Source organism: Myxococcus xanthus, from assembly GCF_006402735.1.
GTDB classification, from domain to species: Bacteria; Myxococcota; Myxococcia; order Myxococcales; family Myxococcaceae; genus Myxococcus; species Myxococcus xanthus_A.
The window spans coordinates 8,603,548-8,628,988 of the sequence record NZ_CP017174.1; the positions used below are offsets into that span (position 1 = coordinate 8,603,548).

26 protein-coding genes are annotated in these 25,441 nt (G+C 69.1%); 8 read left to right on the forward strand and 18 right to left on the reverse strand.

Annotated elements, in window-relative coordinates; translation table 11 throughout:
* Positions 1–8 precede the first annotated feature (8 nt).
* Entirely contained in the window at positions 9–551 is a 543-nt protein-coding gene (locus tag BHS09_RS35525) for a hypothetical protein (protein ID WP_140795791.1), read from the forward strand.
* Positions 552–965: 414 nt separating this feature from the next.
* Entirely contained in the window at positions 966–2,987 is a 2,022-nt protein-coding gene (locus BHS09_RS35530) for a TonB-dependent receptor domain-containing protein (RefSeq protein WP_237080029.1), read from the forward strand.
* Between the two features lie 97 nt (positions 2,988–3,084).
* Here the strand turns inward: BHS09_RS35530 and BHS09_RS35535 are convergent, their stop codons facing one another.
* The 14 genes from BHS09_RS35535 to atpG form a co-directional block, all read right to left on the reverse strand.
* Positions 3,085–4,104: a cytochrome d ubiquinol oxidase subunit II gene (locus BHS09_RS35535; RefSeq protein WP_174259383.1), complete on the reverse strand. Its 1,020-nt coding sequence runs from the start codon at positions 4,102–4,104 to the stop codon at positions 3,085–3,087.
* Complete coding sequence (locus tag BHS09_RS35540) at positions 4,094–5,437, reverse strand: cytochrome ubiquinol oxidase subunit I (protein WP_140800276.1); 1,344 nt, start codon at positions 5,435–5,437, stop codon at positions 4,094–4,096. Before BHS09_RS35540 ends, BHS09_RS35535 begins: the two co-directional genes overlap by 11 nt.
* A gap of 30 nt (positions 5,438–5,467) precedes the next feature.
* Positions 5,468–5,989: a hypothetical protein gene (locus tag BHS09_RS35545; protein WP_140800277.1), complete on the reverse strand. Its 522-nt coding sequence runs from the start codon at positions 5,987–5,989 to the stop codon at positions 5,468–5,470.
* Entirely contained in the window at positions 5,986–6,438 is a 453-nt protein-coding gene (locus BHS09_RS35550; protein WP_237077779.1) for a phage holin family protein, read from the reverse strand. Before BHS09_RS35550 ends, BHS09_RS35545 begins: the two co-directional genes overlap by 4 nt.
* 115 nt (positions 6,439–6,553) lie before the next feature.
* Positions 6,554–7,582, reverse strand: coding sequence for an ADP-ribosylglycohydrolase family protein (locus BHS09_RS35555; RefSeq protein WP_090487588.1), 1,029 nt, complete (start codon positions 7,580–7,582; stop codon positions 6,554–6,556).
* Positions 7,583–7,938: 356 nt separating this feature from the next.
* A complete protein-coding gene (locus tag BHS09_RS35560; RefSeq protein WP_140795796.1) occupies positions 7,939–8,199 on the reverse strand; it encodes a hypothetical protein in 261 nt (86 codons plus the stop codon).
* Complete coding sequence (locus BHS09_RS35565; protein ID WP_140795797.1) at positions 8,196–8,642, reverse strand: RrF2 family transcriptional regulator; 447 nt, start codon at positions 8,640–8,642, stop codon at positions 8,196–8,198. The genes BHS09_RS35560 and BHS09_RS35565 overlap by 4 nt, the downstream gene beginning before the upstream one ends.
* 1 nt (position 8,643) lies before the next feature.
* On the reverse strand, positions 8,644–9,642 hold the full coding sequence (locus BHS09_RS35570; protein WP_140795798.1) for a 2Fe-2S iron-sulfur cluster-binding protein: 999 nt from the start codon (positions 9,640–9,642) through the stop codon (positions 8,644–8,646).
* Positions 9,643–9,657: 15 nt separating this feature from the next.
* Positions 9,658–10,038 (reverse strand): group I truncated hemoglobin, encoded by a 381-nt coding sequence (locus BHS09_RS35575; RefSeq protein ID WP_140800278.1) that lies wholly within the window; start codon positions 10,036–10,038, stop codon positions 9,658–9,660.
* Between the two features lie 350 nt (positions 10,039–10,388).
* Positions 10,389–10,799: a F0F1 ATP synthase subunit epsilon gene (locus BHS09_RS35580; RefSeq protein ID WP_011556841.1), complete on the reverse strand. Its 411-nt coding sequence runs from the start codon at positions 10,797–10,799 to the stop codon at positions 10,389–10,391.
* 21 nt (positions 10,800–10,820) lie between these two features.
* Positions 10,821–11,390, reverse strand: coding sequence for a hypothetical protein (locus BHS09_RS35585; RefSeq protein ID WP_140795800.1), 570 nt, complete (start codon positions 11,388–11,390; stop codon positions 10,821–10,823).
* A gap of 37 nt (positions 11,391–11,427) precedes the next feature.
* A complete protein-coding gene (gene atpD, locus BHS09_RS35590) occupies positions 11,428–12,867 on the reverse strand; it encodes a F0F1 ATP synthase subunit beta (RefSeq protein WP_140795801.1) in 1,440 nt (479 codons plus the stop codon).
* A gap of 168 nt (positions 12,868–13,035) precedes the next feature.
* Positions 13,036–13,737 (reverse strand): prohibitin family protein, encoded by a 702-nt coding sequence (locus BHS09_RS35595; RefSeq protein WP_237080030.1) that lies wholly within the window; start codon positions 13,735–13,737, stop codon positions 13,036–13,038.
* Between the two features lie 51 nt (positions 13,738–13,788).
* Complete coding sequence (atpG, locus tag BHS09_RS35600) at positions 13,789–14,673, reverse strand: ATP synthase F1 subunit gamma (protein ID WP_140795802.1); 885 nt, start codon at positions 14,671–14,673, stop codon at positions 13,789–13,791.
* A 215-nt stretch (positions 14,674–14,888) separates the two neighbouring features.
* On the opposite strand from atpG, the gene BHS09_RS35605 reads away from it, so the two are divergent.
* The 3 genes from BHS09_RS35605 (at position 14,889) to BHS09_RS35615 (ending at position 16,427) form a co-directional block, all read left to right on the forward strand.
* The gene (locus BHS09_RS35605; RefSeq protein WP_237077781.1) at positions 14,889–15,317 is read left to right on the forward strand and encodes a response regulator; all 429 of its coding nucleotides are present in this window, start codon (positions 14,889–14,891) and stop codon (positions 15,315–15,317) included.
* A gap of 48 nt (positions 15,318–15,365) precedes the next feature.
* Complete coding sequence (locus BHS09_RS35610; RefSeq protein WP_140800279.1) at positions 15,366–16,043, forward strand: SanA/YdcF family protein; 678 nt, start codon at positions 15,366–15,368, stop codon at positions 16,041–16,043.
* Positions 16,044–16,154: 111 nt separating this feature from the next.
* Positions 16,155–16,427: a hypothetical protein gene (locus BHS09_RS35615; protein ID WP_013937437.1), complete on the forward strand. Its 273-nt coding sequence runs from the start codon at positions 16,155–16,157 to the stop codon at positions 16,425–16,427.
* 61 nt (positions 16,428–16,488) lie between these two features.
* On the opposite strand, the gene BHS09_RS35620 is transcribed toward BHS09_RS35615, so the two are convergent.
* Complete coding sequence (locus BHS09_RS35620) at positions 16,489–18,246, reverse strand: SMI1/KNR4 family protein (RefSeq protein ID WP_140800280.1); 1,758 nt, start codon at positions 18,244–18,246, stop codon at positions 16,489–16,491.
* Positions 18,247–19,014: 768 nt separating this feature from the next.
* Here BHS09_RS35620 and BHS09_RS39065 point away from each other — a divergent pair.
* Both BHS09_RS39065 and BHS09_RS35630 read left to right on the forward strand, forming a co-directional pair.
* Complete coding sequence (locus BHS09_RS39065; protein WP_161606814.1) at positions 19,015–19,185, forward strand: hypothetical protein; 171 nt, start codon at positions 19,015–19,017, stop codon at positions 19,183–19,185.
* Positions 19,186–19,195: 10 nt separating this feature from the next.
* Entirely contained in the window at positions 19,196–19,540 is a 345-nt protein-coding gene (locus BHS09_RS35630) for a thioredoxin family protein (protein WP_140795806.1), read from the forward strand.
* Positions 19,541–19,740: 200 nt separating this feature from the next.
* Here the strand turns inward: BHS09_RS35630 and BHS09_RS35635 are convergent, their stop codons facing one another.
* Positions 19,741–21,750 carry an ankyrin repeat domain-containing protein gene (locus BHS09_RS35635; RefSeq protein WP_140800281.1) on the reverse strand — a complete coding sequence of 670 codons (2,010 nt, stop codon included), beginning with the start codon at positions 21,748–21,750 and terminating at the stop codon, positions 19,741–19,743.
* A gap of 134 nt (positions 21,751–21,884) precedes the next feature.
* Here BHS09_RS35635 and BHS09_RS35640 point away from each other — a divergent pair, with 134 nt between their 5' ends.
* Complete coding sequence (locus BHS09_RS35640) at positions 21,885–22,202, forward strand: hypothetical protein (RefSeq protein ID WP_174260616.1); 318 nt, start codon at positions 21,885–21,887, stop codon at positions 22,200–22,202.
* Positions 22,203–22,205: 3 nt separating this feature from the next.
* Here BHS09_RS35640 and BHS09_RS35645 read toward each other — a convergent pair whose 3' ends face one another.
* Together BHS09_RS35645 and BHS09_RS35650 are read right to left on the reverse strand one after the other, a co-directional pair.
* Entirely contained in the window at positions 22,206–24,029 is a 1,824-nt protein-coding gene (locus BHS09_RS35645; protein ID WP_140796727.1) for an ABC transporter ATP-binding protein, read from the reverse strand.
* Between the two features lie 72 nt (positions 24,030–24,101).
* The gene (locus BHS09_RS35650) at positions 24,102–25,181 is read right to left on the reverse strand and encodes a universal stress protein (protein ID WP_140795808.1); all 1,080 of its coding nucleotides are present in this window, start codon (positions 25,179–25,181) and stop codon (positions 24,102–24,104) included.
* Positions 25,182–25,441 lie beyond the last annotated feature (260 nt).

Genomic DNA, 25,441 nt, shown 5'->3' on the forward strand with positions numbered 1-25,441 from the left:
TCCGTGCTATGCAGGGGCCCTCGAATGAGACTCGAAGCGTGCTGAAGCTCTACAAGAAGGAAGGCAACCGGCTCCGCTACTGGGAGGCCTGGGTGCATGACGGCGCACTCACCGTGCACCAGGGCCTCGTGGGCGAGACGGGCGAAGACCATCAACTGCCCCTCCCCCCGGATGAAGACCCGGACATGGTCATCGCCGAGGCCGCCGGTCCCCTGGTGGACCAGGGCTATGACGAGCCTGAGCCCACGGCGATGATGACCCTCATCGTCCAGTACACCGTCGAGGGCAAGGGCACCGGCCACGACGTGGAGAAGCGCGTCGCCGTGGAGGAGTTGCTCACGGACGCGCTCGGCTGGACGGGCAATGGCGAGGTCGAAGGCGGCGAGCTCCAGGAACAGCAGCTCCGCGTCTACTGCCGGGTGATGGACGCCGACGCGGGCGTGCGCACGGCCGTGGAGGCCCTGGAATCCGAGGACCTGCTCGAAGGCGCCACCCTGCTCATCGCCAGGGACGACGAAGAACCGCGGGCCGTCTGGCCCACGCAAGCCTGACGCACACCTCACGGGCACCTCCGCGGTGAAGGCGGACTTCTACGGCTGGTGTAGAAGATTCCGCCTTCCGCGCGTTGACAGGACACCCGCCAAGACGCAAAGTGCCACCTAGTTGAAATTGATTTGCAAAGTCATACGCAACGTACGGCGCCTTCCGCGCACGCTCCGCTGAGCACCGGAAGACCTCGGGACGCGGCCCTTTGCATCGCAGGTGTCCCCCACGTCGCGGCTTCCGCGGCGGCGGGAGGGCCTTGCTCGAATCAGTGCCCGCGGACGCCTCGGGCGGAAGCGGAAAGGGGGGAGTCCGGCAGTTCAGAGACCCACATGAGGAGAAGGACCTTGCGCGCCGTTCACCGTGATGACGTTTCCCCCCGACCCTTCCGTGCTCCCCGCCTGTCCGTGACGTGGAAGTGGGTGGGCTCTGCCCTGCTGCTCACGATGACGCCCGCCTGGGCGCAGGACGCGGCCACGCCGCCGCCGCCGGACTCCACGGCCGCCGAGCACCAGGCCGAGCAGGCGGAGGCGGCGCTGGAGGACAACATCTTCCAGATGGCCCCCGTGGTGGTGACGGCGACGCGCACCGAGCAGGACGTCACCTCCGCCCCCGCCTCTGTCACCGTGGTGACGCAGGAGGACCTGAAGCGGGCGCCCGTGGGCGATTTGACGGACGCCATCCGCCTGGCGCCCGGCATCAGCCTGACGGCCGGCAGCCAGGGCCGCCGAGGCATCAGCATCCGCGGCATGGATTCGAGCTACACGCTCATCCTGGTCGACGGAAAGCGCGTGAACTCGCTGGAGGCGGTGTTCCGCCACAACGACTTCGACATCGGCCTCATCCCCACGGAGGGCATCGAGCGCATCGAGGTCGTCCGCGGCGCCATGTCCTCGCTCTACGGCTCCGAGGCCCTGGGCGGCGTCATCAACATCATCACCAAGCCGATTGCCCCCAAGTGGACGGGCGGCATCGACCTGAAGGCGCAGACGCCCACCGTGGGCGCCAACGGCGAGGAGCTCCGCTCCAGCGTCTTCCTCAGCGGTCCGCTCATCGAGGACACGCTCTCCATGAAGATTACGGGTGGCTTCAACCACCGCCAGGCGTGGAATGGCGCGCGCAACCCGGGCTCGCCCGTGCTCAACGCGGACGGTGCGCCGGTGACGCGTGAAGACGGCAGCATCGTCAACCACGGCGACCTGGCCACGCTCGAGGGCCGCAATGACCACAACGGCCGGCTGTCGCTGAACTGGACGCCCACCGCGCAGCAGACGATTACCGCCGAGTACGGCCGCGCGTACCAGAACCGCATCGGCGAGTACTACATCGGCGGCTCCTACGGCGACGCGGACGCGGTGGTCCACCGCAACGACGCGGTGCTGGGCCACAAGGGCAAGTGGGACTGGGGCAACTCCGAGGTCCGCGGCTACTGGGAAGGACTGGAGAGCGGCGTCGACGGACTCACCCAGGACAACATTGTCGCGGAGGCGAACGCCACCGCGTACCTGGGCATCAACACGCTGACGGTGGGCGGCGAGGCGCGCTGGATTGACCTCAAGTCGGACGAGTTCACCAGCGGCGCCGCCAGCGTGCACCAGCAGGCCATCTACGCGCAGGATGAGCTGGCGCTGATGGACAAGCTGACCCTGCTGCTGGGCGCGCGTCTGGACAACCACGAGAACTTCGGCCTCCACTTCACGCCGCGCGCCTACGCCGTCTACTCGCCCATCAACCACCTCACCGTGAAGGCGGGTGTCGGCACGGGCTTCAAGGCGCCCACGCTGCGGCAGATGAGCACCGAATCCCTGGTGACGAGCTGCCGTGGCCGCTGCGGCATCATCGGCAACCCGGACCTGGACCCGGAGAAGAGCACCAACTTCGAGGTGTCCGCCAACTGGACCATGACGTCGTGGGCCCTGTCGGCCACCGTCTTCCAGAACAACATCCGCAACCTCATCGACACGCCGCGCGGCACGGGCGTGGAGCCGGTGGGTACCGACCCGGCGACGGGCCTGCCCCTGTACGTGCCCCGCAACGTCAACCGCGCGCGCCTGCGCGGCGTCGAGGCGACGGCGAGCAAGGCCTTCGGCAACGTGGTGCGCCTGAGCGCGAACTACACCTTCCTGGAGAGCCGCGACCTGGAGAACGACGTGCAGCTCGCCTACCGGCCCAAGCACACCCTCAACGGCCAGATTGACCTGACGCCGGTGGACAAGCTGAAGGCCTTCGTGCGCGGCCAGTACATTGGCCCGCAGCTCAGCGGCACCGAGGAGGTCGAGTCCTACGCCCTCTTCGACGCGGGCGCGAGCTACGACATCGGCAAGAACTTCGGCGTCAACGCGGGCGTCCTCAACATCGCCAACACCCGCACCGAGGACGAGGAAGGCTACGTGTTCCAGGAGCGCGGCCGCACCATCTACGCGGGCGTGAACGCGCGATTCTAAGGCGTCGCTTCGTCCCTTGTATCGATTGAGGCCGTGCCGTCCCCTATTGGTGGACTGCACGGCCTCTTCGCGTTCCGGGCACGTGAGCCCCCGCGGCTCACGCCTCCGAGCCTGCGCTGGGCGTGGGCACGGGCCGGAAGACGCGGAACAGCAACACCAGCGAAGGAACCACCACGGCCGTGCCCACGCCCAGCGCCACCAACAGCAGGCGTTGCGCGCCAGGGCTCGCCGCCGCGCCGTGCAGCGTGACGTCCGGCACCACCAGGAACGGGTGCTGCGAGGCCGCCCACCCCAACACGATGAGCCCCGCCTGCACGGCCGCCGCGACGCGGGCCCATTGGAAGCGGCGCGTCCACAGGAGCGCGAAGGACGCCACCGCGGCCACCGCCGTGCCCGCATGCAGCGCCAGGGCGAAGGGCGAGCGCAACAGGCCCTCCCAGACGCGTGGCGCCCCCTCGCGTGCCAGCAGCAGCACCACCAGCGCCGCGACGAAGACGGCCACACCCGCGCCCATCGCCCGGCGGCGGAAGTCCTCGCGCAGCGCGGACTCGGGCGCCTCGTGGGTGAGGTACACCGCCGCCAGGAAGGCGAAGAGGCACAGCGCCAGCACGCCCACCGCCCATGAGAAGGGCGTGAGCCACGACGCGAAGAAGCCGCTCACCACCACCCGCCCCTCGACGCGGATGGTGCCGCTCACCACGGCCCCCACGCACATGCCCAGCAGCACCGGCGCGATGACGCTGGCTCCACTGAAGACGAGCCCCCACTGCCGCTGCACCGTGTCCCCGCGCGTGTCGTAGGTCCGGAAGGTGAAGGCGGCGCCCCGGAACACGATGCCCAGCAGCAGCAACGTCAGCGGCACGTGCAGCGCCACGCTCAGCACCGCGAAGGCGCGCGGGAAGCCGGCGAACAGCAGCACCATGCCCACGATGAGCCAGATGTGATTCACCTCCCACACCGGGCCAATGGCGCGGGCGATGAGCGCGCGCTGCTCCGCCTTGCGCGGTCCGGAGGCGAGCAAATCCCAGACGCCGCCCCCGAAGTCCGCGCCGCCGAAGAGGGCGTAGAGGACGAAGGTCCCCGCCACCGCGAAGCCCAGAATCGTGTCAGTGGACATGGGCCTCACCTCCCGGCAGACCGCTGTCGCGCGTAGGCAGCGTGCCCGCCACCTGCCGCACCAGCAGGAGCACCACCGTCACGCCCAGGAACAAGTACACGGCGGTGAAGGTCCAGAAGGGCGCGGCCAGGTGTGGCACCGGCGTCACCGCGTCCGCCGTGCGCATGACGCCGCGAAGAATCCACGGCTGTCGTCCCCACTCCGTGACGAGCCAGCCCGCCTCCATGGCCACCACCCCCAGCGGCCCCGACAGCAGCCACGCCCACATCAGCTTCCGCCCGTGGGGCCAGGCCTTCTTCCGCCACCGCCAGCCCAGCGTCACCAACGCCAGCAGCGCCATGGCGCTCCCGGTGCCCACCATGACTTGGAAGGCCACGTGGACCTTCGCCACCGGCGGCCACTCGTCGCGCGGGAAGGCATTCAGGCCCTTCACCTCCGCGTCCGGGTCCGCGAAGGCGAGAATCGACAGGCCCTTGGGGATGTCCACCGCGTAGGGCACCTCGCCCGTCTCCACGTTGGGGAGTCCACCCAGGCGCAGCGGCGCGCCGCGCTCCGTTTCGAACTGGCCCTCCATGGCGGCCAGCTTCACCGGCTGCGCCTTCGCCACGTGCTTGGCGGACAAGTCCCCCACCACGGGCTGGAGCAGCGCGGTGACACACGCCAGCGGCAGCGCCACCGACAGGGCCTTCCGGTGGAAGGCCGCGCCCGGGTAGCGCAGCAACACGAAGGCGTGGATGCCCGCCATGGCGAAGGCGCTCGCCTGGTAACAGGAGAGCAGCACGTGCGCCGTCTGGTACTGCCAGCCGGGGCTGAACATGGCCACCAGCGGCTGCACGTCCATGGGCCCCGACGCCGACGGCGTGAAGCCCGACGGGTGGTTCATGAATGTGTTGACCAGCGTGACGAAGAAGGCGCTGGCCGCGCCACTCACCGCCACCATGACGCCGGAGAACAGGTGCATCCCTGGCGACACCCGCTCCCGCCCGTACAGATAGATGCCCAGGAAGATGGCCTCGGTGAAGAAGGCGACGCCTTCCAGGCTGAAGGGCAGCCCAATCACCTCGCCGTATTGCCCCATGAACTCTGGCCACAGCAGGCCCAGTTCGAAGGACAACACCGTGCCACTCACCGCGCCCACCGCGAAGAGGATGGCCGTCCCCTTCGCCAGCTTCTGACTCAGCTTCTGATAGTCCGCATCACCGGTGCGCCGGCCCTTCCAGTCACTGAGCACCATGAGGACGGGAAGCGCCACTCCCGCCGCGGCGAAGATGATGTGGAACGCGAGCGACAAGCCCATTTGGGCCCGCGCATAGAGCAGGTCCGTCATGGGCATCAGAATGGTTTATGTCTTATTTTGTCGCAATTATGTATTCTTATAACCCCCCTGAGCAGAAGCGGGGACGCGGCGCGCGGGAACCAGTGTCATCACCGCGTTTCGTGCAACAGCGGTGGCGAGCGTACTGGCGAAGATGAGGACGAGCTTTCTCCCCAGCTCCGCGCCCAGCGGGCGCTGCTCCGCGTTGGAGGCCACGCGGTCCGGGTGCTCCCAGGCACGCGTCAGGGCCTTTCGGCGCTTGCGGCGCAGAATCTCGTCGCGGTTGCGCGCGCGGTACACCGCGTATCCCACGCCCAGGCCCACCACTGTCAGCAGCGCGGCGCCCGCGGCCATCAGCTCGGTGCGGTGCTGCCGCGCGTGGTAGCGCACGTCGAGCGCGCGCTCGCGTCGCCGATCCAACTCCGCCAGCGTGAGCATCAGCTCGTCGCGGATGCGGTCGGCGGTCTCCTCCACCTGCTTGCGGTCCCCCATGCCCCGGCTGATGCGGTGGTCCTCATGCTTCCGCTCGATTGCCGAGGGCTCGCCTGGGTCGCGGCCGTTGCCATTCATTGCAGCGTCTCCCGCGTGAGCTGGTAGTCCGTCTTCAAGCGTTCCTGTGTGTGCGGCAGCGGCTTCTTGGGCACGCGCTTGCTGCCCATGAAGAGCAGGCCCCCGGCAATCGCCAGCAGCACCACGCCCACCACCAGCACGCCCAGCGCCTGGGCCATGGGCAAGACCAGCCCCAGCGCGACGAAGAGGACGGCCAGCGCGGTGAGCGCCAGCACCGCGCCCGCCCCCAGGAGGATGCCCGCGGTACGCGCGGCCTTCAGCTCCTCACGCAGCTCCTTCTTGGCGTGCATCACCTCGGCGCGCACCAGCAGGCGCGTCTCCGCCAAGGCGTGCCGGATGAGCTCCGCCGTGGAGAGCGTCTCCAATTGACTTCGCTCCAGGCGTTCCGATTCGAGGTCCACGACGTGCGCCTCCTGCGATGACTTCGCGGACCACACGTGCGCTCCCATGCCCGCCTGGCATCCTTGCGGCCCGCTCCTTCGCACAAGGTGGGCAGGACGCTCCCTCCAGTGAAGCCCCGGGGGAATGCACGCCGGCGGCTGCCCGCCTGCCCTGCCCTCGCGCTCAGCGGCGACGGCGGTGCGACAGGGCGGTGGCCAGCGTCTCGCGGACCTGATGGGCGCGGAAGAGGCGGTCCGCCGTATCCACCAGGTTTTCGGAGTACAACACCTGCTTGCGCAGCCGCGCGGGGATGGCGCGCGTCCCCAGGTGGGCGCCCAGCAGAGCGCCCGTCAGCGCTGCGGCCACGTCCGCCTCGCCGCCGCAGCGCAGCGTGAGGGCCACCGCCTCCCGGAAGTCGTGCGGCACCTTGAGGATGGCGAACAGCGACGTCAGCAGCACCGGCACCACGTGCGGCGGCAGCCCGTCCACGCCCTTCAGCTCGCTGGGGGGCACGCCCACCTTGCGCAGCTGCGTCAGCGCGCGCGCGGTGTCCCAGGTGAGCAGGCGCGGCAGGTGGCGCACCTCCTCGGCCAGCCCCTTGTCGTGCACGGCCGCCGCCAGCGCCAGCTCCTCGCAGAAGGCCGCGGGTGTCAGCGGCTCCTCTTCCATGCCCAGCGCCGCGGCCTGCGCGAAAGCGGCGGCCGCCGCCGCGCACACCGGATCCTTGTGCGTGATGATGGTGAGCACGCCCGCGTCATGCGGCAGGCGCGCGCGGTGGCCGCTCTCCAGCAGGCCCACCACCAGCGCGCGGCTGAGCACCGAATGGCAGCGCGTGCCCAGGGACGCGCCCGCGCTCATCCACGGCACGCCGCTGGCCAGCCGCTGCAGCGCGTCCGCCAGGCTCTTGGGCGGCTGGAGGATGATGCCCTCCTGCCACAGCCACGCCAGGTGCGCCGCCGCGCTGCGGCCGTCTACCTTGCCCTCGCGGATGACGCTCTCCGCCGCCGCGAGCAGCAGCTGCGTGTCGTCGCTGAACTGGCCCTTGGCGAACTTGCCGCGCGGGCGGGGCGCGAAGTCTTCGGCAAGGCCGGGCAGCCGCGTGAGGCTCGCCGGTGGAATGCCGCGCAGCGGAAAGCCGAGCGCATCACCGATGGCGAGCCCCACGAACGCCGCATGGAACCTGTCCTGGCGCTCGGCGGGAGTCAGCGGCATGGGGTCGTGGAGATTAACCGACGCTCAGGCCAGAACGGCCGAGAGAAACCCGTGAAACATACGCGAGCCGGAGCGGGAAGAATCATGCCGGGGCTTGACGAGCGCGATACAGCCGTCCTCGAAATTCCACTCGGATTCTTCACCGTCCACTCTCCATCCTTGGCGCCTCGTGGATCGCAGCGCGGGGTGGGGTGACTACCGCAACCAACACACGCGCGGCAAGCCTCGGAGGGTGCACGCATTCGCGCACCTGCACACGTGTCCAACTTGCGAAGCTTCGCGCCGGCGGGAATGGCGCACGAGGGACGCGCAGGTGGCACCAGCGCGCGGGTGTCAGCACACGCGCGCCCGCTACTTCATGCGTCGTCGCGGCCCAGGTTGACGACGGCCTGCAAGCGCGCCATCACCGCCTGCGCGCCCTGGTGCAGGTGCGTGCCGTCCCAGAGCGCGGGCGTGGTATGTCCGCCATGCTTGCGCCAGTCCGCTTCCGCCTCGTCGAAGGCCACGTTGCGAAAGCGCACGCGGTCCTCCAGCGCGTAGTCCACGATGTAGCGCCGGGCCTGCGCGGAAGGTGCATCCACGATGCGATGAAACAGCTCCAGCGTGCCGGACATCATGGCGCGGAGGTGGGAAGGAAGTAGTCCTGCAGGTTCGGGCGCGAGCGGCGGAGCAGGTCCGCCAGCGTGTACCGGTCCAGCACCGCGAGGAACGCCTCGCGCGCCTCGTCCAGCACACCTTTGAGCCCACAAGCGGGAGCGATGGGACAAGCGTTTCGCTCCCGGTCGAAGCACTCCACCAGGTGGAAGTCCGGCTCCGCGGCGCGCAGCACGCTCCCCACCTGGATGTCCGCTGGCGCGCGCGCCAGCACCACGCCGCCGGAGCGGCCCGCGCGCGCATCCACCACCCCCTGCCCCGCCAGCGTCTGCACCACTCGCACCAGGTGGTGCTTGGAGATGCCGTACGCATCCGCCATCTCCTGCGTGGAGACGGGCCGCCCGGTGCGCGTGGCCAGGTAGAGCAGCACCCGCAGCGAGTAGTCGGCATGGAGGGTGAGGTGCACGTCAGCGGGCTCCGGCGTCGGAAGTACGCTGGCCCTGAGGAACGCTCGGCAGGAAGGCATCCGTGTGGAGGTCTTTCAACGAGAGCCCGGCCAGGAACAGCTTCTTGCGAAGGGATAGCACCAATGGCCCGTCTCCGCAGAGCCATGCGCGCCAGCCCAGGGGCTTGGGACACTCGGCGCGGATGAGCGCATCGAGCGCTCCCTCGGCCACGTCCCGGGTGCCGCCTTCCAGCACGCCCGGGCGATAGCGGAACTGAGGATGCTGCTCGGCCAGCGCCCGCAGCTCGGAGGTGAGGTAGAGCCCCTCGGGCGTCCGAGCACCGTGGAAGAGCCAGATGGGCCCCGCATGGCCCGCCGCCAGCGCGTCGCGAACGATGCCGTACAGCGGCGCCAGTCCCGTGCCGGTGCCCGCCAGCAACAAGGGCTGCTCGGGCCGGCCGGGCACATAGAAGCAACTGCCCGCCGGGCCCTGCACCTGGAGCCTGTCTCCCGGCCGTGCGTCATGCGCCAGCCAGCCACTCATCGCCCCGCCCGGCAGGAGCCGCACATGCAACTCCAAGGCATCTTCATGAGGCAGGCTGGCCAGCGAATAACTGCGGGTCAGCCCGTCCTCGCGCACCAGGGAGAGATACTGCCCCGCGTGGTACGCCAGCGGGCTGTCCGTCACCAGCCGCACGCGAAGGACGCTGGTGGACAGCCACGACAGCGCCTGGATGCGCGCGGGGATGCGCAGCGCCTCCGCGCCGGTGACTTCCAGCAGCGTGCCCTCCGGAGGCCGACAGGCACAGGCGAGGAAGTAGCCCTGTGCCCGGAGCGTGTCCTTCAGCCCCACCTGCGCGGCCTCAGGAACCGTCCCCGCCACGGCCCGCATCAGGCAGGACTGGCAGGCCCCCGCGCGGCACGCATTCGGAATGGACACGCCCTGGCGCAGCAGCGCGTCCAGCACACTCTCTCCGGACTCCAGCGGATACCAGTCGGACTCGTGCTTGACCTTGGCCATGGCGTGCTCCTCGGGTCAGCGTCCCAGGACGTCCGCGCGGGCGCTCTCCGCGATGGTCAGCACCTTCGCCACCAGCGGCGCGGCCACGCCCAACTCCTCCAGCGTCGCCTTCAGGTGGCCCGCCACCGCGTCGAAGTGCGAGTCGTTCAGCCCACGCTTCACCAGAGGCGCGTGGCCCGCGCGCATGTCCTTGCCCGAGTAGTGGACCGGCCCACCCGTCACCATCGTCAGGAACGCCTTCTGCTTCGCGGCCTGGCGCTCCATGTCCACGTCCTCGAAGAAGTGGCTGATGTGGTCGTCCGCCAGCACCTTCCGGTAGAAGACCTCCACCGCCGCCGCCATCGCCGGCTCTCCCCCCAACTGCTCGTAGACACTCTTCTCCGCCGTAACGCTCATGGTGCCGCTCCTCTCGCCCGGCATGGGCCTTAAGATGCATTCTAAATGCACCTTAAAACCCGGACCGTCAAATGGAAGCACCACTGTCAGTGGAGCTACTGCGCCCGAGGACAGCCGCTGACAGGAGGCCGCCGCGCCCGCGCGAAGGCTCGGAGGCGAACGCAGCCAGGCCCCTGGGGGCACTGTGAAGCGAGGTGCGGACCGGGAAGCCTGTTCCGGAGGCGCCACCCCAGAGGGGCACCGTCACGTAAACAGAAGCGGACACCGGCTCCGCTCGAGGGGAGCCCGGGTGTCACGCCAGGGCCGCCAGGAGCGCGGGACGCTCCTGGGCGGTGAAACGGGGGAGAAGCCTACGCGCGCGCGGTGTTGGCGGCGCCGATACGGGCGGCCTCACGGCGCACCGTGGCCTGCTCCAGTTCGAAGCGCGCGTCTTCGGAGGACATGCCCTTCATGCGCTCCTGCGCCTCGGCCATGCGGCGACGGGCGCCTTCCACGTCGATGCCCGTGACGGGCTCGGCCGCGTCGGCGAGCACCAGCACCTTGTCATTGCCCACTTCCACGAAGCCGCCCGCGACGAAGTAGGACTCGCGCCGGCCACTCTCGATCAGCGTCAGCGCGCCCGGCTCCATCAGCGACAGGAACGGGGTGTGCCCCGGCCGCACGCCGAACAGACCCCGGCCGCCAGGAACAATCGCCTCGTCGGCCTGCACCGACAGGATGCGCTTCTCGGGGGTGACAATCTCCACAGTCAGCTTGGCCATGAGGCTCCTCGCACAACCGAATCAGAACGTGAGCTGACGGGTGGTTACACCCACCGGCTCCAACTCCACCACCCCGGCGTCCGTCAGCCGGGGCCCCTTGCCGGGGATGCCGAGCGTGCCCTCCAGCCACTTGAAGTGGTGGGTGAGCTGGCGCACCTCGGAGAGCTGCCGCGTGTTGAGCCACTCGGTCAGCCGCTTCTCCTGGAGCCGCTGACCATCCCGCCCGTACTGCGCCGCCACCACCACGCGCGCCCAGGCGGGAGGCCCCTTGGGCTTCTTCACCTTCGACTTCTTCTTCGGGCGCGGCTCCGGCACGGGCTTGCCCTTCTCCACCAGCGGCCACACCACCCAGACCCGCTCGCCGTCGTTGGAGACGAAGTAGAGGTCGTCCACCGTGCCCAGACACTGCGCCAGCGTCCAGACGGGGCCGCTCTCCTGCGTCACCTCCAACCGGCACTGGCCCTGCGCCGCTTCCACCATGCGGACGCTGTAGAGCCCGTTGGCGCTCACCCGGGCCCGTCCTTTGCGCTCCTCCGCCAGGGCGGAGGAGGACAGGCACATCAGGACCAGGGCGAGCGCTGCACGGCGCATGGTGACCTCTGTGAAGAGAAGGAGCGCCCAGCTTAACTCACACCATCTTCCGCGCGTTCTCGACCACCTCGTCGATGCTGCCCGCCATGTAGAAGGCGCCCTCGGGGATGTCGTCGTGCTTGCCCTCGGAGATCTCCTTGAAGCCCTGGATGGTGTCCTGGAGCTTCACGTAGCGGCCATCCTTGCCGGTGAAGACCTTGGCCACGAAGAAGGGCTGCGACAGGAACTTCTGGATCTTCCGGGCGCGAGCCACCACCAGCTTGTCGTCCTCGGAGAGCTCGTCCATGCCGAGGATGGCGATGATGTCCTGCAGCTCCTTGTACCGCTGGAGGATGCCCTGGACCTTGCGGGCCACGCCGTAGTGCTCCGCGCCGATGACGGCCGGGTCCAGGATGCGGCTGGTGGAGTCCAGCGGGTCCACGGCGGGGAAGATGGCGAGCTCGGCGATGGAGCGGTTGAGCACCGTGGTCGCGTCGAGGTGGGCGAAGGCCGTCGCGGGCGCCGGGTCCGTGAGGTCGTCGGCGGGGACGTAGATGGCCTGCACGGAGGTGATGGAACCCTTCGTGGTGGAGGTGATGCGCTCCTGCAGACTGCCCATCTCCGTGGCCAGCGTGGGCTGGTAACCCACGGCGCTGGGGATGCGGCCCAGGAGGGCGGACACCTCGGAACCGGCCTGGGTGAAGCGGAAGATGTTGTCCACGAAGAGGAGCACGTCGCGGCCTTCCACGTCGCGGAAGTACTCGGCCATGGTCAGCGCGGACAGGGCCACGCGGGCGCGGGCGCCGGGCGGCTCGTTCATCTGGCCGTACACCAGAACGGCCTGGCTGGCCTCCAGGTTGTCCGTCTGGATGACCTTCGTGTCCTGCATTTCGTGGTAGAGGTCGTTGCCCTCGCGGGTGCGCTCACCGACGCCGGCGAACACGGAGAAGCCACCGCGCTCCACTGCCACGTTGCGGATGAGCTCCTGCAGGAGCACCGTCTTGCCCACGCCGGCGCCGCCGAAGAGGCCAATCTTGCCACCGCGGGTGTACGGGGCGAGCAGGTCGATGACCTTGATGCCCGTCTCGAACATCTGCACGCGCACGTCCTGCTCCGTGAAGGGCGGCGGCGCGCGGTGGATGGACCAGTACTCCTGCGCCTTCACGGGGCCCATCTCGTCCACCGGCTCACCGGTGACGTTCAGGATGCGGCCCAGGGTGGCCTTGCCCACCGGCACCTGGATGGGGGCGCCCGTGTTCCTGACGGGCATGCCGCGGCCGAGGCCCTCGGTGGAGTCCATGGCGATGGTGCGGACGGTGTTCTCGCCCAGGTGCTGCGCCACCTCGAGGGTGAGGTTGTCCGCGTCAGCGCTCAAGTTCGCGTTGGTGACCTTGAGGGCCGTGTAGACCTCGGGGAGACCACCGGGCGGGAACTCGACGTCGACCACGGGGCCGAGGACCTGGATGATTCTGCCTGCCGTCGGAACTTGAGCGCTCATGGAATCGTCTGCCTCGCACGGGGAGCGGACGGGCGCCGCCACCCTTGAAATTTCGGCCCGGCTGTGAGGGCGGGCCCCCTTTACCGGGGCCCCCCCCGGGGGTCAAGCCTCCCGGGCAACTGACTGGTAAGTCTGGCTTAGCGGAACCACATGCCGGGCGCCAGCCCCTTACCTCCCATCCGGCTGGTACACCAGGGGCAGCCCGCTGTTCGGGCTACCAACCAGGACGACCTTGGCGTTCTGGCTCTGGGCGAGCCGCTCCGTGGCCTCGATGCCCTTGAAGCGCAGGTACTCCTCGGTGAGCCCCTTGCGCACGATGTCCTGGGACCGGGCGATACCCTCCGCTTCGATCTGCTTGCGCTCCGCCTCCTGGCGCTCCTTGTCCAGGGTGAAGCGCATCTTCTGGCTGCGCTGCTCCTCCGCCAGCTTGTCGGCGATGGCGTCGCGGATGGCCGAAGGCAGCGTCACGTCCCGCACCAGGATGGCCTCCACCACCACGTGCTTGCCTTCGAGCGAGCGCGTCACCTCCTCGAAAAGCTCCTGCTCTATCTGCTCGCGCTTCGAGGAGTAGAGCTCCTCCGGCGCGTAGCGGCCGAACACCTGACGGGCCTCCGAGCGGACCGCGGGGGCGATCAGGATGTCGGCGTACCTGGACCCCGTCTGGGTGTGCAGCTCGAAGAGCTTCGCGGGGTCCACCCGGTAGCGCACGCTGGCGTCCACCGTGAGGTCCAGGCCGTTGCTGGACAGGACGCTCAGCCCGTCCTTCATCTCCTGCACGCGCAAGTCGTAGACGATGAGCGACTTGCCCGGCCGCAGGAGGTGGAAGCCTTCTCCATGGCTCGGCCGGGGCCTTGAACGCGAAGGGCCCACCCCGATAGACGGGGCGGGCCCAGGAGATGAGGGCGAGGCTGCGTGAATGCCCTACTTCAGGGCCTCGGCGCCGGAGACGATCTCCATCAGCTCCTTGGTGATGACCGCCTGACGCGTGCGGTTGTAGGTGAGCGTCAGGCTGCCAATCATGTCGGTCGCGTTGGAGGTGGCGTTCTCCATGGCGCTCATGCGGGCGCCGTGCTCGCTGGCCACGCTCTCCAGCAGGGCGCGGTAGAGCTTGATGTTGACGGCCTGGGGCACCAGGCGGTCCAGCACGGCCTGACGGTCCGGCTCGTACTTGAAGTCCACCAGCGCGGTGGAGCCTTCCGTCGGAGCCTGGCCCGGCGTCCCCAGCGTCTGCAACGGCAGCAGCTGGGCGACCTTCACCGTCTGGGCGATGGCGGAGACGAACTCGTTGTAGACGATGTGGACCGCGTCCACCTCGCCGTTGAGGTAGCTGGCCACCAGCTCCTCGGCCACGTCCGCGGCGGCGCGGTAGTTCAGGCGCTGGTACAGGCCGCCGAAGTCCTTGCGGATGTTCTGGCCGCGGTTGCGGAAGAAGTCGTTGCCCTTCCGGCCCACGGTGGAGAGACGGATGCTCTCCAGGTTCGTGTTCTCGTAGAGGAACCGGTTGGCGCGACGGATGACGTTGGAGTTGAAGCCGCCGGCGAGGCCACGGTCCGACGTGAGGAGCACCAGCTCCACGCGCTTCACCGGGCGGGCCGCGAGCAGCGGGTGGCTGAGGCTCTCATCCCCGGCGCGGGCGGCCAGGTCCGCGATGATTTGATCCAGCATCGTCGCGTAGGGACGCGCCGCCAGGATGCCGTCCTGCGCCTTGCGGAGCTTCGCGGCGGAAACCATCTTCATCGCCTTGGTGATCTGACGCGTGTTCTTCACCGAGCGGATGCGCTTGCGAATGTCGCGAAGGGACGCCATGGACCGGGGAGCTCCTGTGGGGCGTTCGACCCGCTTTGTCCAGAAGGAAGGCGGGGCAGGGTAAGACGGGGCCCCCTATATAGGCGGGGCGGGAGCCGGTCAACGGATGCCTGCCGCCGCCGGGCAGACGATCGCCCGCCCCACCGGATATGGCAGGCGGCCAAGCCCCCCTGACAGCCCCTCCCCGCGGTAGGACACGGACTTACCTTGCGGGCATGGTGGTTCAAACGTCATCCGGTCCGCTGCTCATCGTCGAAGACGACGTGGACATCTGTGAGGCCCTTCAGGACTACCTGGAGATGCACGGCCACGCGGTGCGAGTGGCGCGCAACGGCCGGGAGGCCCTGGAGCAGTTGGCCCAGCATCCCCGCCCTGCCCTCATGGTGCTGGACATGGCCCTGCCCGTCATGGACGGCCACCGGGTGCTGACCACCCGCAAGGCGAGTGAGGCCCTGGCCCAGGTGCCGGTCATCATCCTGTCCGCGGGAATGGCGGCGATGAACCCCAGGGACTGGGCCGTCTATGCGTCCTCGTACAACGTGGCGGCATTCCTGAAGAAACCCGTGGAGCCCCGACAATTGCTGGAGGCCGTCGAGCGGTTCGCGCCCAAGCCGGCAGGTTCCCAGGCGGGCACGTCCCCCTGAGACAGGGATGTCGCTCTGGGCTTTCCGGTGGAGGGCGCCCGGAACACAATGGCCCCTCTACCGGTGTTCTCGGGGTCCATGAAGCCAGGCGGTGCGAGATGGGTGTGGTTGCGTAGAGGCCTCGCGGTCCTGGCCGCGGGTGGGCTGGGGCTGTTTGCCCTCTCCCACCTCGTCCGCCTCAGCTACGAGGACCGCATCGTCCCGCTGGAGCAGGCGCCCCAGGCCCCCGTGGCGCTGGTGTTCGGCGCGGGCCTGGCGCGGGGCGCGGTGCCCTCCCCCGTGCTCGCCCAGCGGCTGGATGCAGCCATCGCACTGTGGCAGCAGGGCAAGGTGCAGACGGTGCTCGTCAGCGGGGACCAGACGAAGCCCTTCCATCACGAGACGCGCGCCATGCGGCGCTACCTGGTGGAGCACGGCGTGCCCGAAAGCGCGGTCCAGGGCGACGAAGCGGGGCTGTCCACCTATGACAGCTGCCTGCGGGCCTCCACGGTGTTCGGCGCGAAGCGGGCAGTGCTCGTCACGCAGCGCTTCCACCTGACGCGGGCGCTGTTCATCGCGAACTCGGTGGGCATCGACGCGTGGGGCGTGGCCGCGGACGAGGGACGGCCGACGCCGTGGCGCTACCAGGTGCGTGAGACGCTGTCGCGCGTGCTGGCCCTGGCCATGGTGATGCTGGAGGTGGAGCCCGCCTACCCCTCCGGCCGCACCGTGCTTCCGGAGCGCTGAGGCACGGGCAGGCATGGCAGGCAGGCGGGCGGCGAGAATTGCCGGGGCCCCCGCGGGTTCTCATTCTTGAGACGAAGGCAGCCGACCCACCGCGCTTTCCGAGGAGAGGCCATGCGATTCAAGAAGCTGGGGTCAGATGACGTGGGCGAGTCCACCTCTCGGCGTCACATGAATCCGGACACCGGTGAGGATGAAATCAACATCTCAGACCAGGACCTGGCGGCGACCCCGCCGCTGGAGGAGGAGCCGGACTTCCGCGACATCCTCCCGGACGAGATTCATGAGTTCCGCCGGGGTGATGAGGAGGAAGAGCCGCTGGAGTTGACGGCACAGCCGGGCTACCGCATCCGCCCCATCGACTTCGACAAGCTACCGCAGGGATAGACGTACGGTGAGGCGACGTCGAGGCAAGGCGCGGGAGCGCGCCTTGCCTCCGAACCCGTGACTACCGGCCGCGGGCGCCCTTCTTCGCCGCTGGCTTCTGGGCTGAGCCCTTCTTCGCGGCGCTCTTCTTCGCTCCGGACTTCTGAGCAGCGGCCTTCTTGGCCGCGCTCTTCTGAGCGGCCGCCTTCTTCGCCGCGCCCTTCGGGGCACCGGCCCGCTTTGCACCACCCTTCTGAGCAGGGGCCTTCTTCGCCGCGCACTTCCGAGCCGGAGCCTTCGCGGTGACGGACTTCTTCGCCGCGGCCTTCTGGGCAGGCGCCTTCGTCGCCCCCTTCGCGGTGGCGGACTTCTTCGCCGCAGCCTTCTGAGCAGAGGCCTTCATCGCCTCCTTCGCGGTGGCAGGCTTCTTCTCAGTGCCCTTCTGGGCAGGGGCCTTCGTTGCCCTCTTCACGGTGGCGGACTTCTTCGCCACACCCGTCTGGGCGGGGACCTTCGCTGTGGCCTTCTGGGCAGCAGCAGACTTCGCCGTCCCACTCTCAGCAGACGTCACCGCAGCGACCTCCCGGGCACCTGCCGCCTTCACGGCAGGGGGCTTCTTCGCCGCGCGCTTCGGAGACGCCGCCGTCGTCGAGACCTCCGCCACGGCAGGGAACTCCTGCGCAGGCGGTTCCTCCGCAGCCGACGCCTGGGTTGCCGCCTTCTTCGCACCGGTCTTGCGCGCGGGTGCCGCCTTCGTTGCCTTCACCTCGCTGACGACGGGCACCTCAGCGGCCACGCTCGGAGCCGCAGCCTCCGACACAACAGCCTTCTTGGCGGGAGACTTCTTCGAGGCGGCCTTCTGGGGCGCAGCTTCCGGCGATGAAACAGACTCCCCCGTCCCAGCAAGGAGCTCCGCCGAAGCCGCTTCAATCGCGGCCTTCTTCGCGGGGCGCGCCTTCGCGGGAGCAGGCTCCGCGGCGGCCTTCTTCACACCCTGCACCTTGCTCGACGCACTTTTCGGGAACAGCACGCCAGCGCCACCGATGGCGAGCGGTATCTGCTGAGCCTGCGCGCGCGCCTTTCTCGGGCCGGCCCCATCCTCGTAACGGGAAGACGGGCGGACGTCGTCGTACTCGTACGCGAGCTCGCGTACCTCCGTCTCCTCGACTTCCACTTCGGCGGCCTCCTCATCGGCCAGCTCCGCCTCCTCGAGCTGCTCGGCCTCTTCGGCTGCTTCAGCCTCGGCCGCCGCACCGAGTGGAGCCTCGCCGGACTCCGCCTCCTCCTCGTCAACCTGGACGCCGGATAGCGCCCCCTGAAGGACGGCGTTCATCGCCCGGGCAAAGGTGCGCTCACCGAAGCTCTCCACCTCCGCGGGGGGCACGAGCACGTCGAGCATGTCCTTCAACGAGCGGTACAGCCGCATCTGCCGCTTCTCGCCCTCCCAGGTGCCATAGACCCAGTCGTCGCTATCCAGCGCCTCGACCCAGGCCGGCAACGGACCGCCACCGTCGCCCTGCTCCACCATGGCCGACTTGCGCGAGGCGAAGAGGTGCCGGTGCGGCCCCTTCAAACCGATGCGCCACAGCCCCGCCGCGGGAAGCCCTTCCAGCTTGAGGCGGGTCTTCTCCAGGACGCTCGGGTCTCCCTCCGCGCCGTGCAGACGGAAGAGGAGAACCTCACCGTTGAGCTCGCCCCCGTTGAACGCCTGATACAGGTCGGTGAGCTCGTCGGGGAATGGAACGCCGCACTCCGTTTCGGCCCGGCGAATCTCCTCGGGAGAGACGCCAGCTGACGATGCCTTTACCGACTTGCGAAGTGCCTCCAACCACTCGTGCATGACCCCTCCACGACATCCAGTCGCACAACCTTACGGCGGCTGAGCGCTCCTGAGCAGTGCGGGCTTTGGCTTTTGATGACACCGCGCCAGAGCTGATCCAACTCGCTCCGGCTGACATGGCGGCCACCCCCGCGCGCAGGCATACCTTGAAAACCCGTACCCACTGTCCAACCCATCCCCTCCTCCGGAAAAACAGGACTCACGCACGAAGGTGATGCCCCTGGCGCCCGCTCCAGCCGCCCGCGTTCCGGAGCGGCTCAGGTGTTCCGCTGATCCATCCTCCGCCGGGTGAAGCGTCCCAGCGCGGCAACAGCCCACTCGCCTAGCCGCCCAGAGCCCGGCCAGAGCGCCCAATAGTGAGCCGCCCGGCCGCACGAGCGGGCCCCTTCTCCGAGGCGCAGGCCCTGGCGCACATCGAGGCGCTGTGGAAGGTCGTGGAGCCCGAGCTGCGCGAAGACCCATCCGTCTCCGAAGCACACGCGCGTCGAGCACGGGATGTCCTGCAGGCGCACGGAACAGGCCCACTGGTCATCCGCGCGGTCGCCTCGGGGAGCACGGGCTCCCTGGAGCTACACAACCGCGGCCCCGACCCACTGCGCTTGGAGGACTACGAAGTCACCTCGGACTTGCGCGCAACAGTGGGCTACCGACTCCCAGCCGGCGTCCTGGAGCCCAGCGCGGCCCTCCGGTTGGAAGCGAGCGGCGACGTGGCCCGAGGACCGTGGCACCTCCCGTTCACCCTGCCTCCGGAGGGGGGGCGAGGTGGGGGTGTTCAACGCAACGCGAGGCCCGCGTCCGCTGCTCTACGGCCCCGAGGATGCCATCTGGTACGGCCCACTGCCCGCCGGCACGGTGTACGAGCGCCGGGGCGGAGGCACCGGCGAGGGCTTCGAGCCGCGCCCCCGTGAGCAGGTTGAACACGACACCCGAGCCCGTTAGGCAGGAGGCCATGGCACATCCCGTGAGCTACGAGGGGACGGCGGAGAACTTCGACCAACTGGTCCTGGAACCCAAGGGCGAGCTGGTGGTCGTGGACTTCTGGGGTGACGGCTGCCCGAACTGCGAAATCTACGCGGCGGCCGAGCCCGCGCTGCTGGCGGAGCTGGATGACGCTCCGATGCGCGTCGTCAAGGTGAACGCGTACCAGTACGAGGACCTGGCCAAGCGCTTCGGACTCTTCGGCATCCCCACGTTCCTGCTGTTCCGCGAGGGCAAGCTCATCGGGAAGATGAGCCAGTACTATGGAAAAGAGTACTGGCTCGGCGTGGTGCGGGACCACCTGCCCCAGGCCTGACGCCGCTCAAGGATTCGAGACGGGCGACGACAGGAACCGGAACAAAGCCCGTGCCGAACCCTCACTGGGCATGTGCGCTGGCGGCTCGCCGTGACAGCGTTAAAGGGCACCTGTTCGCCCTCCCGCGCATGCTCCAGAGCTCCACCTGTTGGAGGACGTCCTCCAAACGGAAGCCCCAGGCCCGGACCCCAGGGGCGCGCCTACACCTGTACGCCCCCACCCTTACGGAGCACGTTGAACAGCTTGTCCCGGTCCAGCTCTGACCTGGCGAAGGCCTTCGCGACGAAGACCTTCTTGAGCGCCGCGTCCGAAGCGTCGAACTCGCCGTTCTCGTAGTGGTGCTTCGCCTTCACCTTGGCCTGGATGTCGTGGTCGTCCGCGATGACCACGTCCGCCTTCAGCACGCCGCCGACCCGGAGCGAAGCGTCGTTGCCGTGGCCCCACACCACCTGCGCGCCCAGGTCCTTGCCCACGACGACCTCGCCGTCCGTGTCCACACCGGTGGCGCGCAGCGTGCCGCCCACCACCAGCATCCCTTCCATCCCCGCGTTGCGCAGCACGCCTTCCACCGTGAGGTCTCCCGTCACGAGCAGCGGCCCGTCGACGTGCACGTCGCCCTTCACCACGAGGTCCCCGCGCACGAAGCGCGGCAGCTTGGACAGACGAGGCGTCTTCTCCTCGGCCGGCAGCACGTCCCGCGCGAGCTGCACCACCGCCATGGCCGTCCAGGGGAACTCGCCCTGGAGCGCGGCCGCGAGCTGGTCCCATGACGTGGCACCTTGCAGCGCGAGCCCCTTCAGGACCTGTTCGACGCCGTCCACGCTCTTGTCCTCGAAGTACCAGGCCTTGAGCAGCGTCTTGCGCTGACGCTCCAGCGCCTCCAGCAGCGGCTGCACGTCCAACGCGCCGGCCTTGCCCGAGGAAGCCTTGGCTCCCATGAGCTGGGCGAGGGACGCGTTCTTGTGCTCAATCGCCTCCTGCACGGGTGTCTGGCCGCTGCCGTTCTTCAGCGAGACATCCGCCCCCGCCTTGAGCAGTACCTCGATGACAGGGCCTCGCTCCTTGAAGCGTGCGTGCTGGTGCAGCGGCATCCAGCCCTTGCCCACATTGGGATTCGCTCCCGCGTCGATGAGCGCCTGGGCCACGTCGGCCTGACGCGCTTCGAAGAGCGCCGTCCGCCCTGACGCATCGAGCGCATCCACGGGCACACCACCTTTCGCCAGCGGGGCGATGCAGGACACGCTGCCGTGCTCGGCCGCGACATGCAGTGGTGTGGACTTCTTCGAATCAACCCCGTCGGCGGCGACGCCCAGGCGGAGCAACTCCATCACCAGCGCCGCGTCATCCACCATCGCGGCCAGGTGGAGCACGCTGTGCTTGCTGGAATCCTTCGCCTCCAGGGCCGCCCCCAGCGCGACCAAGGCCAGCACCCGGCCCGTGCGGCTGTTCCCTTTGAAGCCAGGGCCGAAGAACGGCTTCGCATCCAACCCCGCCGCGAGCAGGAGCCCGGCATCCAGGTCCTTGCCCTTCTTCCCCGCGGGACGTGCCGCGGGCTTCTGCTTCCGCAGCCAGGCCAGGAAACCCTCATCGGAGAAGGCGCCCTCCAGCCCCTGGAAGTTGAGCGAGTCGTCATCGCCCATCGCGCCCTGGGCGCACATGCCGGGGGACTCCGCCACCTTGGAGAGCAACTCGCGGTAGCCCTTCTCCGGCTTGTCTTGCGTCAATGCGCGCCAGGCCTCGAGCCCACGGCGTCCACGCTGGTGGTCGGCGAGCTCCCGCAGGCTGTTGGCCTCGTCCAGCGCGGCCTCCGCCTCGTCGAGCTGTGCCACGGTCGGCTTGCGCCGCACCAGGTCCTCCGCCCACTGGCTCAGGGCCAGCGAACGTGCACGATGGGCGAGCGTCAGCGCGCCGCCGGGCTTCGTTCCTCGCGTCAGCTCGAGGATGCGGTCGCGCAGCCGCCAGTGCTCGGCCTTCAACTCCTGCTCCCAACGGTGCGGCTCCATGCGCCGCGTCGGGTCCAAGGACCAGCTCAGGGAGTGGAGTCCCAGCAGATGCTCGGGCTCCGCCGCCACGACTTCACGCAGCAACGGAATCGCCTGGTCCAGCTGCGGCGGCATCTCGTCCAGCAGACTGTCCGCCTTCTTCATCAACGCAGCGACATCGAGCTTCTTCGGAGCTTGAGCACGCGACATGGCGAGAGAACCTGCCATGAGTCAGTGACATGCGCGCACGAAACTCGAGCGCCACGGAGACCATCACCCTCCGAGAATTCTCACGCGCCCAGCAATGGCATGACCGCTGCCTTGCCTGCCACTTGGCCCTTGTGGCGGCGCGGCCTACTCTCATGCACGACCTCATGCCCTTCGAGCCCTACCACGTCGCCCCGGATGACCCGCGCTCGCCGCCCCAGGAGATATGGGACGCACTCTCCCCTGAGGAGCGTCAGCGCATCGTCGACAGCCTTCCGTCTGAATTCCCCGTTTCAGAGGCGAACCCGCCGGAAGGCGTTTTCCATTTCGAGGCCAGCCGCGCGGAGCTCGTGCAGCAACTCGCGGAGGAGTCCCGTCTGCGAGCCGAGGAAACCCAGCGCCGTGAGGACGCCGAGCGCCAGCTCGCCGAGGCTCGGGCGGAAATCGCACGCCTGCGTGGCGAGCGCGCCTGACGCTCAGTCCCGATAGCCGCGCGCCTGCAACCGGAACAGGTGCGCGTAGCGGCCGTCCTTCGCCATCAGCTCGTCGTGGCTGCCCAGCTCGTCCACCTGCCCGTTGTGGAGCACGGCAATCTGGTCCGCCATGCGCACCGTGGAGAAGCGGTGCGAAATCACAATCGCAATCCGGTCCGCCGCCAGCGCCTGGAAGCGCTCGAACAGCGCGTGCTCCGCCTCCGCGTCGATGCTGGCCGTGGGCTCGTCCAGAATCAGCACCTCCGCGTCGTCGCGCATGAAGGCCCGCGCCACCGCCAGCTTCTGCCACTGCCCCGCCGACAGCTCCTGTCCCTTCTCGAACCAGCCGCCCAGCATCGTGTCGTACTGCTGTGGCAGCGCCGTAATCACACCGCTGGCCCCGCCCTCCTCGGCCGCCTTCTCGATGCGGTTCCGGTCCTCCAGCGCCGGCACGTGCCCCAGGCCGATGTTCTCCGCCACGTTGAACTGGTAGCGCACGAAGTCCTGGAACACCGCTCCGAAGCGGCTGCGCAGGTCCTCCACGTCCATGTCCTTCAGGTTGACGCCACCGTAGAAGATGTCGCCGTCCACCGGCTCGTACAGGCGCAGGAGCAACTTCACCAACGTGCTCTTCCCCGCCCCGTTCTCTCCCACCAGCGCCAGCTTCTGTCCCGGCTTCAGCGTCAGCGACACGTTCTTCAGCGCCCACGCATCCTTCCCCGGATAACGGAAGGACACGTCGCGCAGCTCGATGGCGCTGTCGTGCCCACGCGGCGGAGAGAGCGGTGGCAGCACCCGCGTCGCCTCGCCGCCGGTGGGGATGTCCAGGTACGCGAACAGGTTGCTCATGAAGAGCGCGTCCTCGTACATGGAGCCCACGCTGGTCAGGATGCCCTGGAACGCCGCCTGCCCCTGACGGAACACGCTCAGGTACAGCACCATGTCGCCCACGGTAATCGTCCCGCTCGCCGCGCGGCCCGCCACCAGCAGGTAGCAGCCGTAGAAGGCGCCCAATGAGAGGATGCCCAGTCCCAGCCCCCAGGCCATCCGCCGGAAGGCCAGCGCCCGGTCCTCCGCGAAGAACTTCTGGAAGAGCGTGCGGTAGCGCCCCAGCACGAGCGACCCCAACCCGAAGAGCTTCACCTCCTTCACGTGGCTGTCACGCGTGAGAATCCACTCCAGGTAGTTCAGCTTGCGTCCCTCGGGCGCGCGCCACGAGTAGAGCCGAAAGCCCGCCATGGCCAGCCGCGCCTCGGCGATGAAGGCCGGCACCGACGCGGCCACCAGCACCACCACGCTCCACGGCGACAGCGCCACCAACAACGCGGCGAAGGTGCCCAGGGTGATGGTGTTGCGGACGATGGAGAACGCCTGCGTCACCAGCGACAGCGGCCGGCTGTTCGCCTCGCGCCGCGCGTTCTGCATCTTGTCGTAGGTGGCCGAGTCCTCGAAGTGATGCAGCTCCAGCGCCAGCGCCTTCTGGAGGATGCGCTCATTGAGCAGGTTCCCCAGGTTGGCGCGAAGCAGCTCGCGCGTCAGCGTCAGCCCGCGGTCCACCACCGCCGAGCCCAGCATCAACCCGAACTCCAACCCCACCAGCCCGTACACCCGCGAGCGGGCCTCCACCGAGCCCTGCGCCGCCGCCACCACCGAGTCCACGATGAGCTTGCCCACCCAGGCGATGGCCGCCGGCAACAGCGCCGCCACCAGCGTCAGCGCGCCCAGCACCACCGCGCCGCGCGGGCTGGCCTGCCAGAAGAGCCGGAAGGTCCCCGGCAGCTGCTTGAAGAGGCTGCCCGCGTTCTGGAAGCGGGCCTTGAGCGACACCGGGGCGGCAGGGGCTGTTGTAGGACGAGGAGACACGGTCCGCGTTCATAACGCGGAGCGTGCCCTCCTGCTTCAGGATGCGGGCGAAAGGTGACGCGACACCAACACGTCGCAGCCCGCGCGCGCCAGCACCTGCTCCGTCAGCGGCGTGCGCGCCTCCACGGCGGACATGGCCAGCGCCAGCAGGTCCGAGCCCCGCTCCAACGCCTCCGCCAGGATGCCCTCTTCGGCCGGCTCGCCGCAGCGCACCCTCACCTCCAGCTCGCGGCCCGCCTCCCGGTAGGGCGCGAGGAAGCGGCCAAGCGCCACCCGCGCCTGATACTCCCGCTCCTGCCGCAGCAGCAGCCACCGCTCGGCCGGCGCCTGGTCGCGGCGCAGCTCCGCCTCCTGCGCCGCCGTGTCCACCACGTGCAGCACATCCACCCGCGCGGGCGCCGGGCACAAGCGCAAGGTCAGCTCCAGCGCCCTGCGCGACTCGCGTGAGAAGTCCACCGCCACCAGGGGCCTGCCGTAGGGCCGGACCGGGTGCGGCACCACCACCAGCACGGAGACGCCCAGCTGGCGCACCATGCGCCGCACCGTCGAATCCTCGGCCAGCGCACGCACCGGGTACGTCACATGGGGACGCCCCAGCACCACCAGCTCCGCGCCCGACATCCGCGCCACGGCCGACGCCACCTCCACCGGGTCCCCTCGCCCGAGCTCCTCGCGCACGTCGATGTCCACGCGGTTGCGCAGCCGCCTGCACACGGAGCTCACCGCCTTTCGCAGGCAGCGTGCACCCGACAGCGTCCCACCCGGCCCCTCCTGCCCGTCCAGGACGGAGGCCACGTGCAGCACGCAGAAGACACTCCCGTGCGCCAGCGGAAGGCGCAGCGCGCGCGCCAGCGCGAACTCGGAGCGCAGCGAGAAATCCGTTCCCACCACCAGGCGCGACACGCCCCGCTGCCCCCGGGCGAGCCCTGGAGGGAGCAGCGGCAATGCCGGCCTCGAAAGCTGTGACGACCTCATCTCCATCCCTCCTTCCCTTCCACCCGACTCACCTTGTGAGTGTGCGTGTAGCGGTGAAGGTGACGCCTTGCAGCATCCCGGAGGCATCCGGTTGCTCCACCGCTCCGTGGACGGCCACGCGGAGCCTCGCGTCATCCACACCTCGAAGATTCAGGCGCCGCGCGCCAGGCGCCACCGGGCTCGGCGTGTCGCAAAGTCCGCGACCGGGCAGGCCTCCGGAACAGGCCCACCTCCGCCCAGGGAACACCCCGCGGTGTGCAGAGGTGCCGAGGAGCGGCTCCCTGAAAAATCTCCAGCAACCCGGCGGCCGTACCCACCGAGAAGAAGGGAGAGCAGGCGTCCTTCACGAGGCTTGGCCTGCTTGGCATGTTCGAAGTCCGACAGAAGGTCCGAGCGTGGCA

Excerpts from the sequence above, each read along its gene's own strand:
- BHS09_RS35605 (WP_237077781.1), top strand. The coding sequence starts at position 14,889 with ATGGTGGTTCAAACGTCATCCGGTCCGCTGCTCATCGTCGAAGACGAC.
- BHS09_RS35555 (WP_090487588.1), bottom strand. The coding sequence starts at position 7,582 with ATGCCGCTGACTCCCGCCGAGCGCCAGGACAGGTTCCATGCGGCGTTC.
- BHS09_RS35635 (WP_140800281.1), bottom strand. The coding sequence starts at position 21,750 with ATGGCAGGTTCTCTCGCCATGTCGCGTGCTCAAGCTCCGAAGAAGCTC.
- BHS09_RS35640 (WP_174260616.1), top strand. The coding sequence starts at position 21,885 with ATGCACGACCTCATGCCCTTCGAGCCCTACCACGTCGCCCCGGATGAC.
- BHS09_RS35585 (WP_140795800.1), bottom strand. The coding sequence starts at position 11,390 with ATGCGCCGTGCAGCGCTCGCCCTGGTCCTGATGTGCCTGTCCTCCTCC.
- BHS09_RS35535 (WP_174259383.1), bottom strand. The coding sequence starts at position 4,104 with ATGTCCACTGACACGATTCTGGGCTTCGCGGTGGCGGGGACCTTCGTC.
- BHS09_RS35550 (WP_237077779.1), bottom strand. The coding sequence starts at position 6,438 with ATGGGAGCGCACGTGTGGTCCGCGAAGTCATCGCAGGAGGCGCACGTC.
- BHS09_RS35630 (WP_140795806.1), top strand. The coding sequence starts at position 19,196 with ATGGCACATCCCGTGAGCTACGAGGGGACGGCGGAGAACTTCGACCAA.
- BHS09_RS35560 (WP_140795796.1), bottom strand. The coding sequence starts at position 8,199 with ATGATGTCCGGCACGCTGGAGCTGTTTCATCGCATCGTGGATGCACCT.
- BHS09_RS35525 (WP_140795791.1), top strand. The coding sequence starts at position 9 with ATGCAGGGGCCCTCGAATGAGACTCGAAGCGTGCTGAAGCTCTACAAG.
- atpD (WP_140795801.1), bottom strand. The coding sequence starts at position 12,867 with ATGAGCGCTCAAGTTCCGACGGCAGGCAGAATCATCCAGGTCCTCGGC.
- BHS09_RS35620 (WP_140800280.1), bottom strand. The coding sequence starts at position 18,246 with ATGCACGAGTGGTTGGAGGCACTTCGCAAGTCGGTAAAGGCATCGTCA.
- BHS09_RS35545 (WP_140800277.1), bottom strand. The coding sequence starts at position 5,989 with ATGAATGGCAACGGCCGCGACCCAGGCGAGCCCTCGGCAATCGAGCGG.
- BHS09_RS35610 (WP_140800279.1), top strand. The coding sequence starts at position 15,366 with ATGGCCCCTCTACCGGTGTTCTCGGGGTCCATGAAGCCAGGCGGTGCG.
- BHS09_RS35575 (WP_140800278.1), bottom strand. The coding sequence starts at position 10,038 with ATGAGCGTTACGGCGGAGAAGAGTGTCTACGAGCAGTTGGGGGGAGAG.
- BHS09_RS35615 (WP_013937437.1), top strand. The coding sequence starts at position 16,155 with ATGCGATTCAAGAAGCTGGGGTCAGATGACGTGGGCGAGTCCACCTCT.
- BHS09_RS35570 (WP_140795798.1), bottom strand. The coding sequence starts at position 9,642 with ATGGCCAAGGTCAAGCACGAGTCCGACTGGTATCCGCTGGAGTCCGGA.
- BHS09_RS35540 (WP_140800276.1), bottom strand. The coding sequence starts at position 5,437 with ATGCCCATGACGGACCTGCTCTATGCGCGGGCCCAAATGGGCTTGTCG.
- BHS09_RS35580 (WP_011556841.1), bottom strand. The coding sequence starts at position 10,799 with ATGGCCAAGCTGACTGTGGAGATTGTCACCCCCGAGAAGCGCATCCTG.
- atpG (WP_140795802.1), bottom strand. The coding sequence starts at position 14,673 with ATGGCGTCCCTTCGCGACATTCGCAAGCGCATCCGCTCGGTGAAGAAC.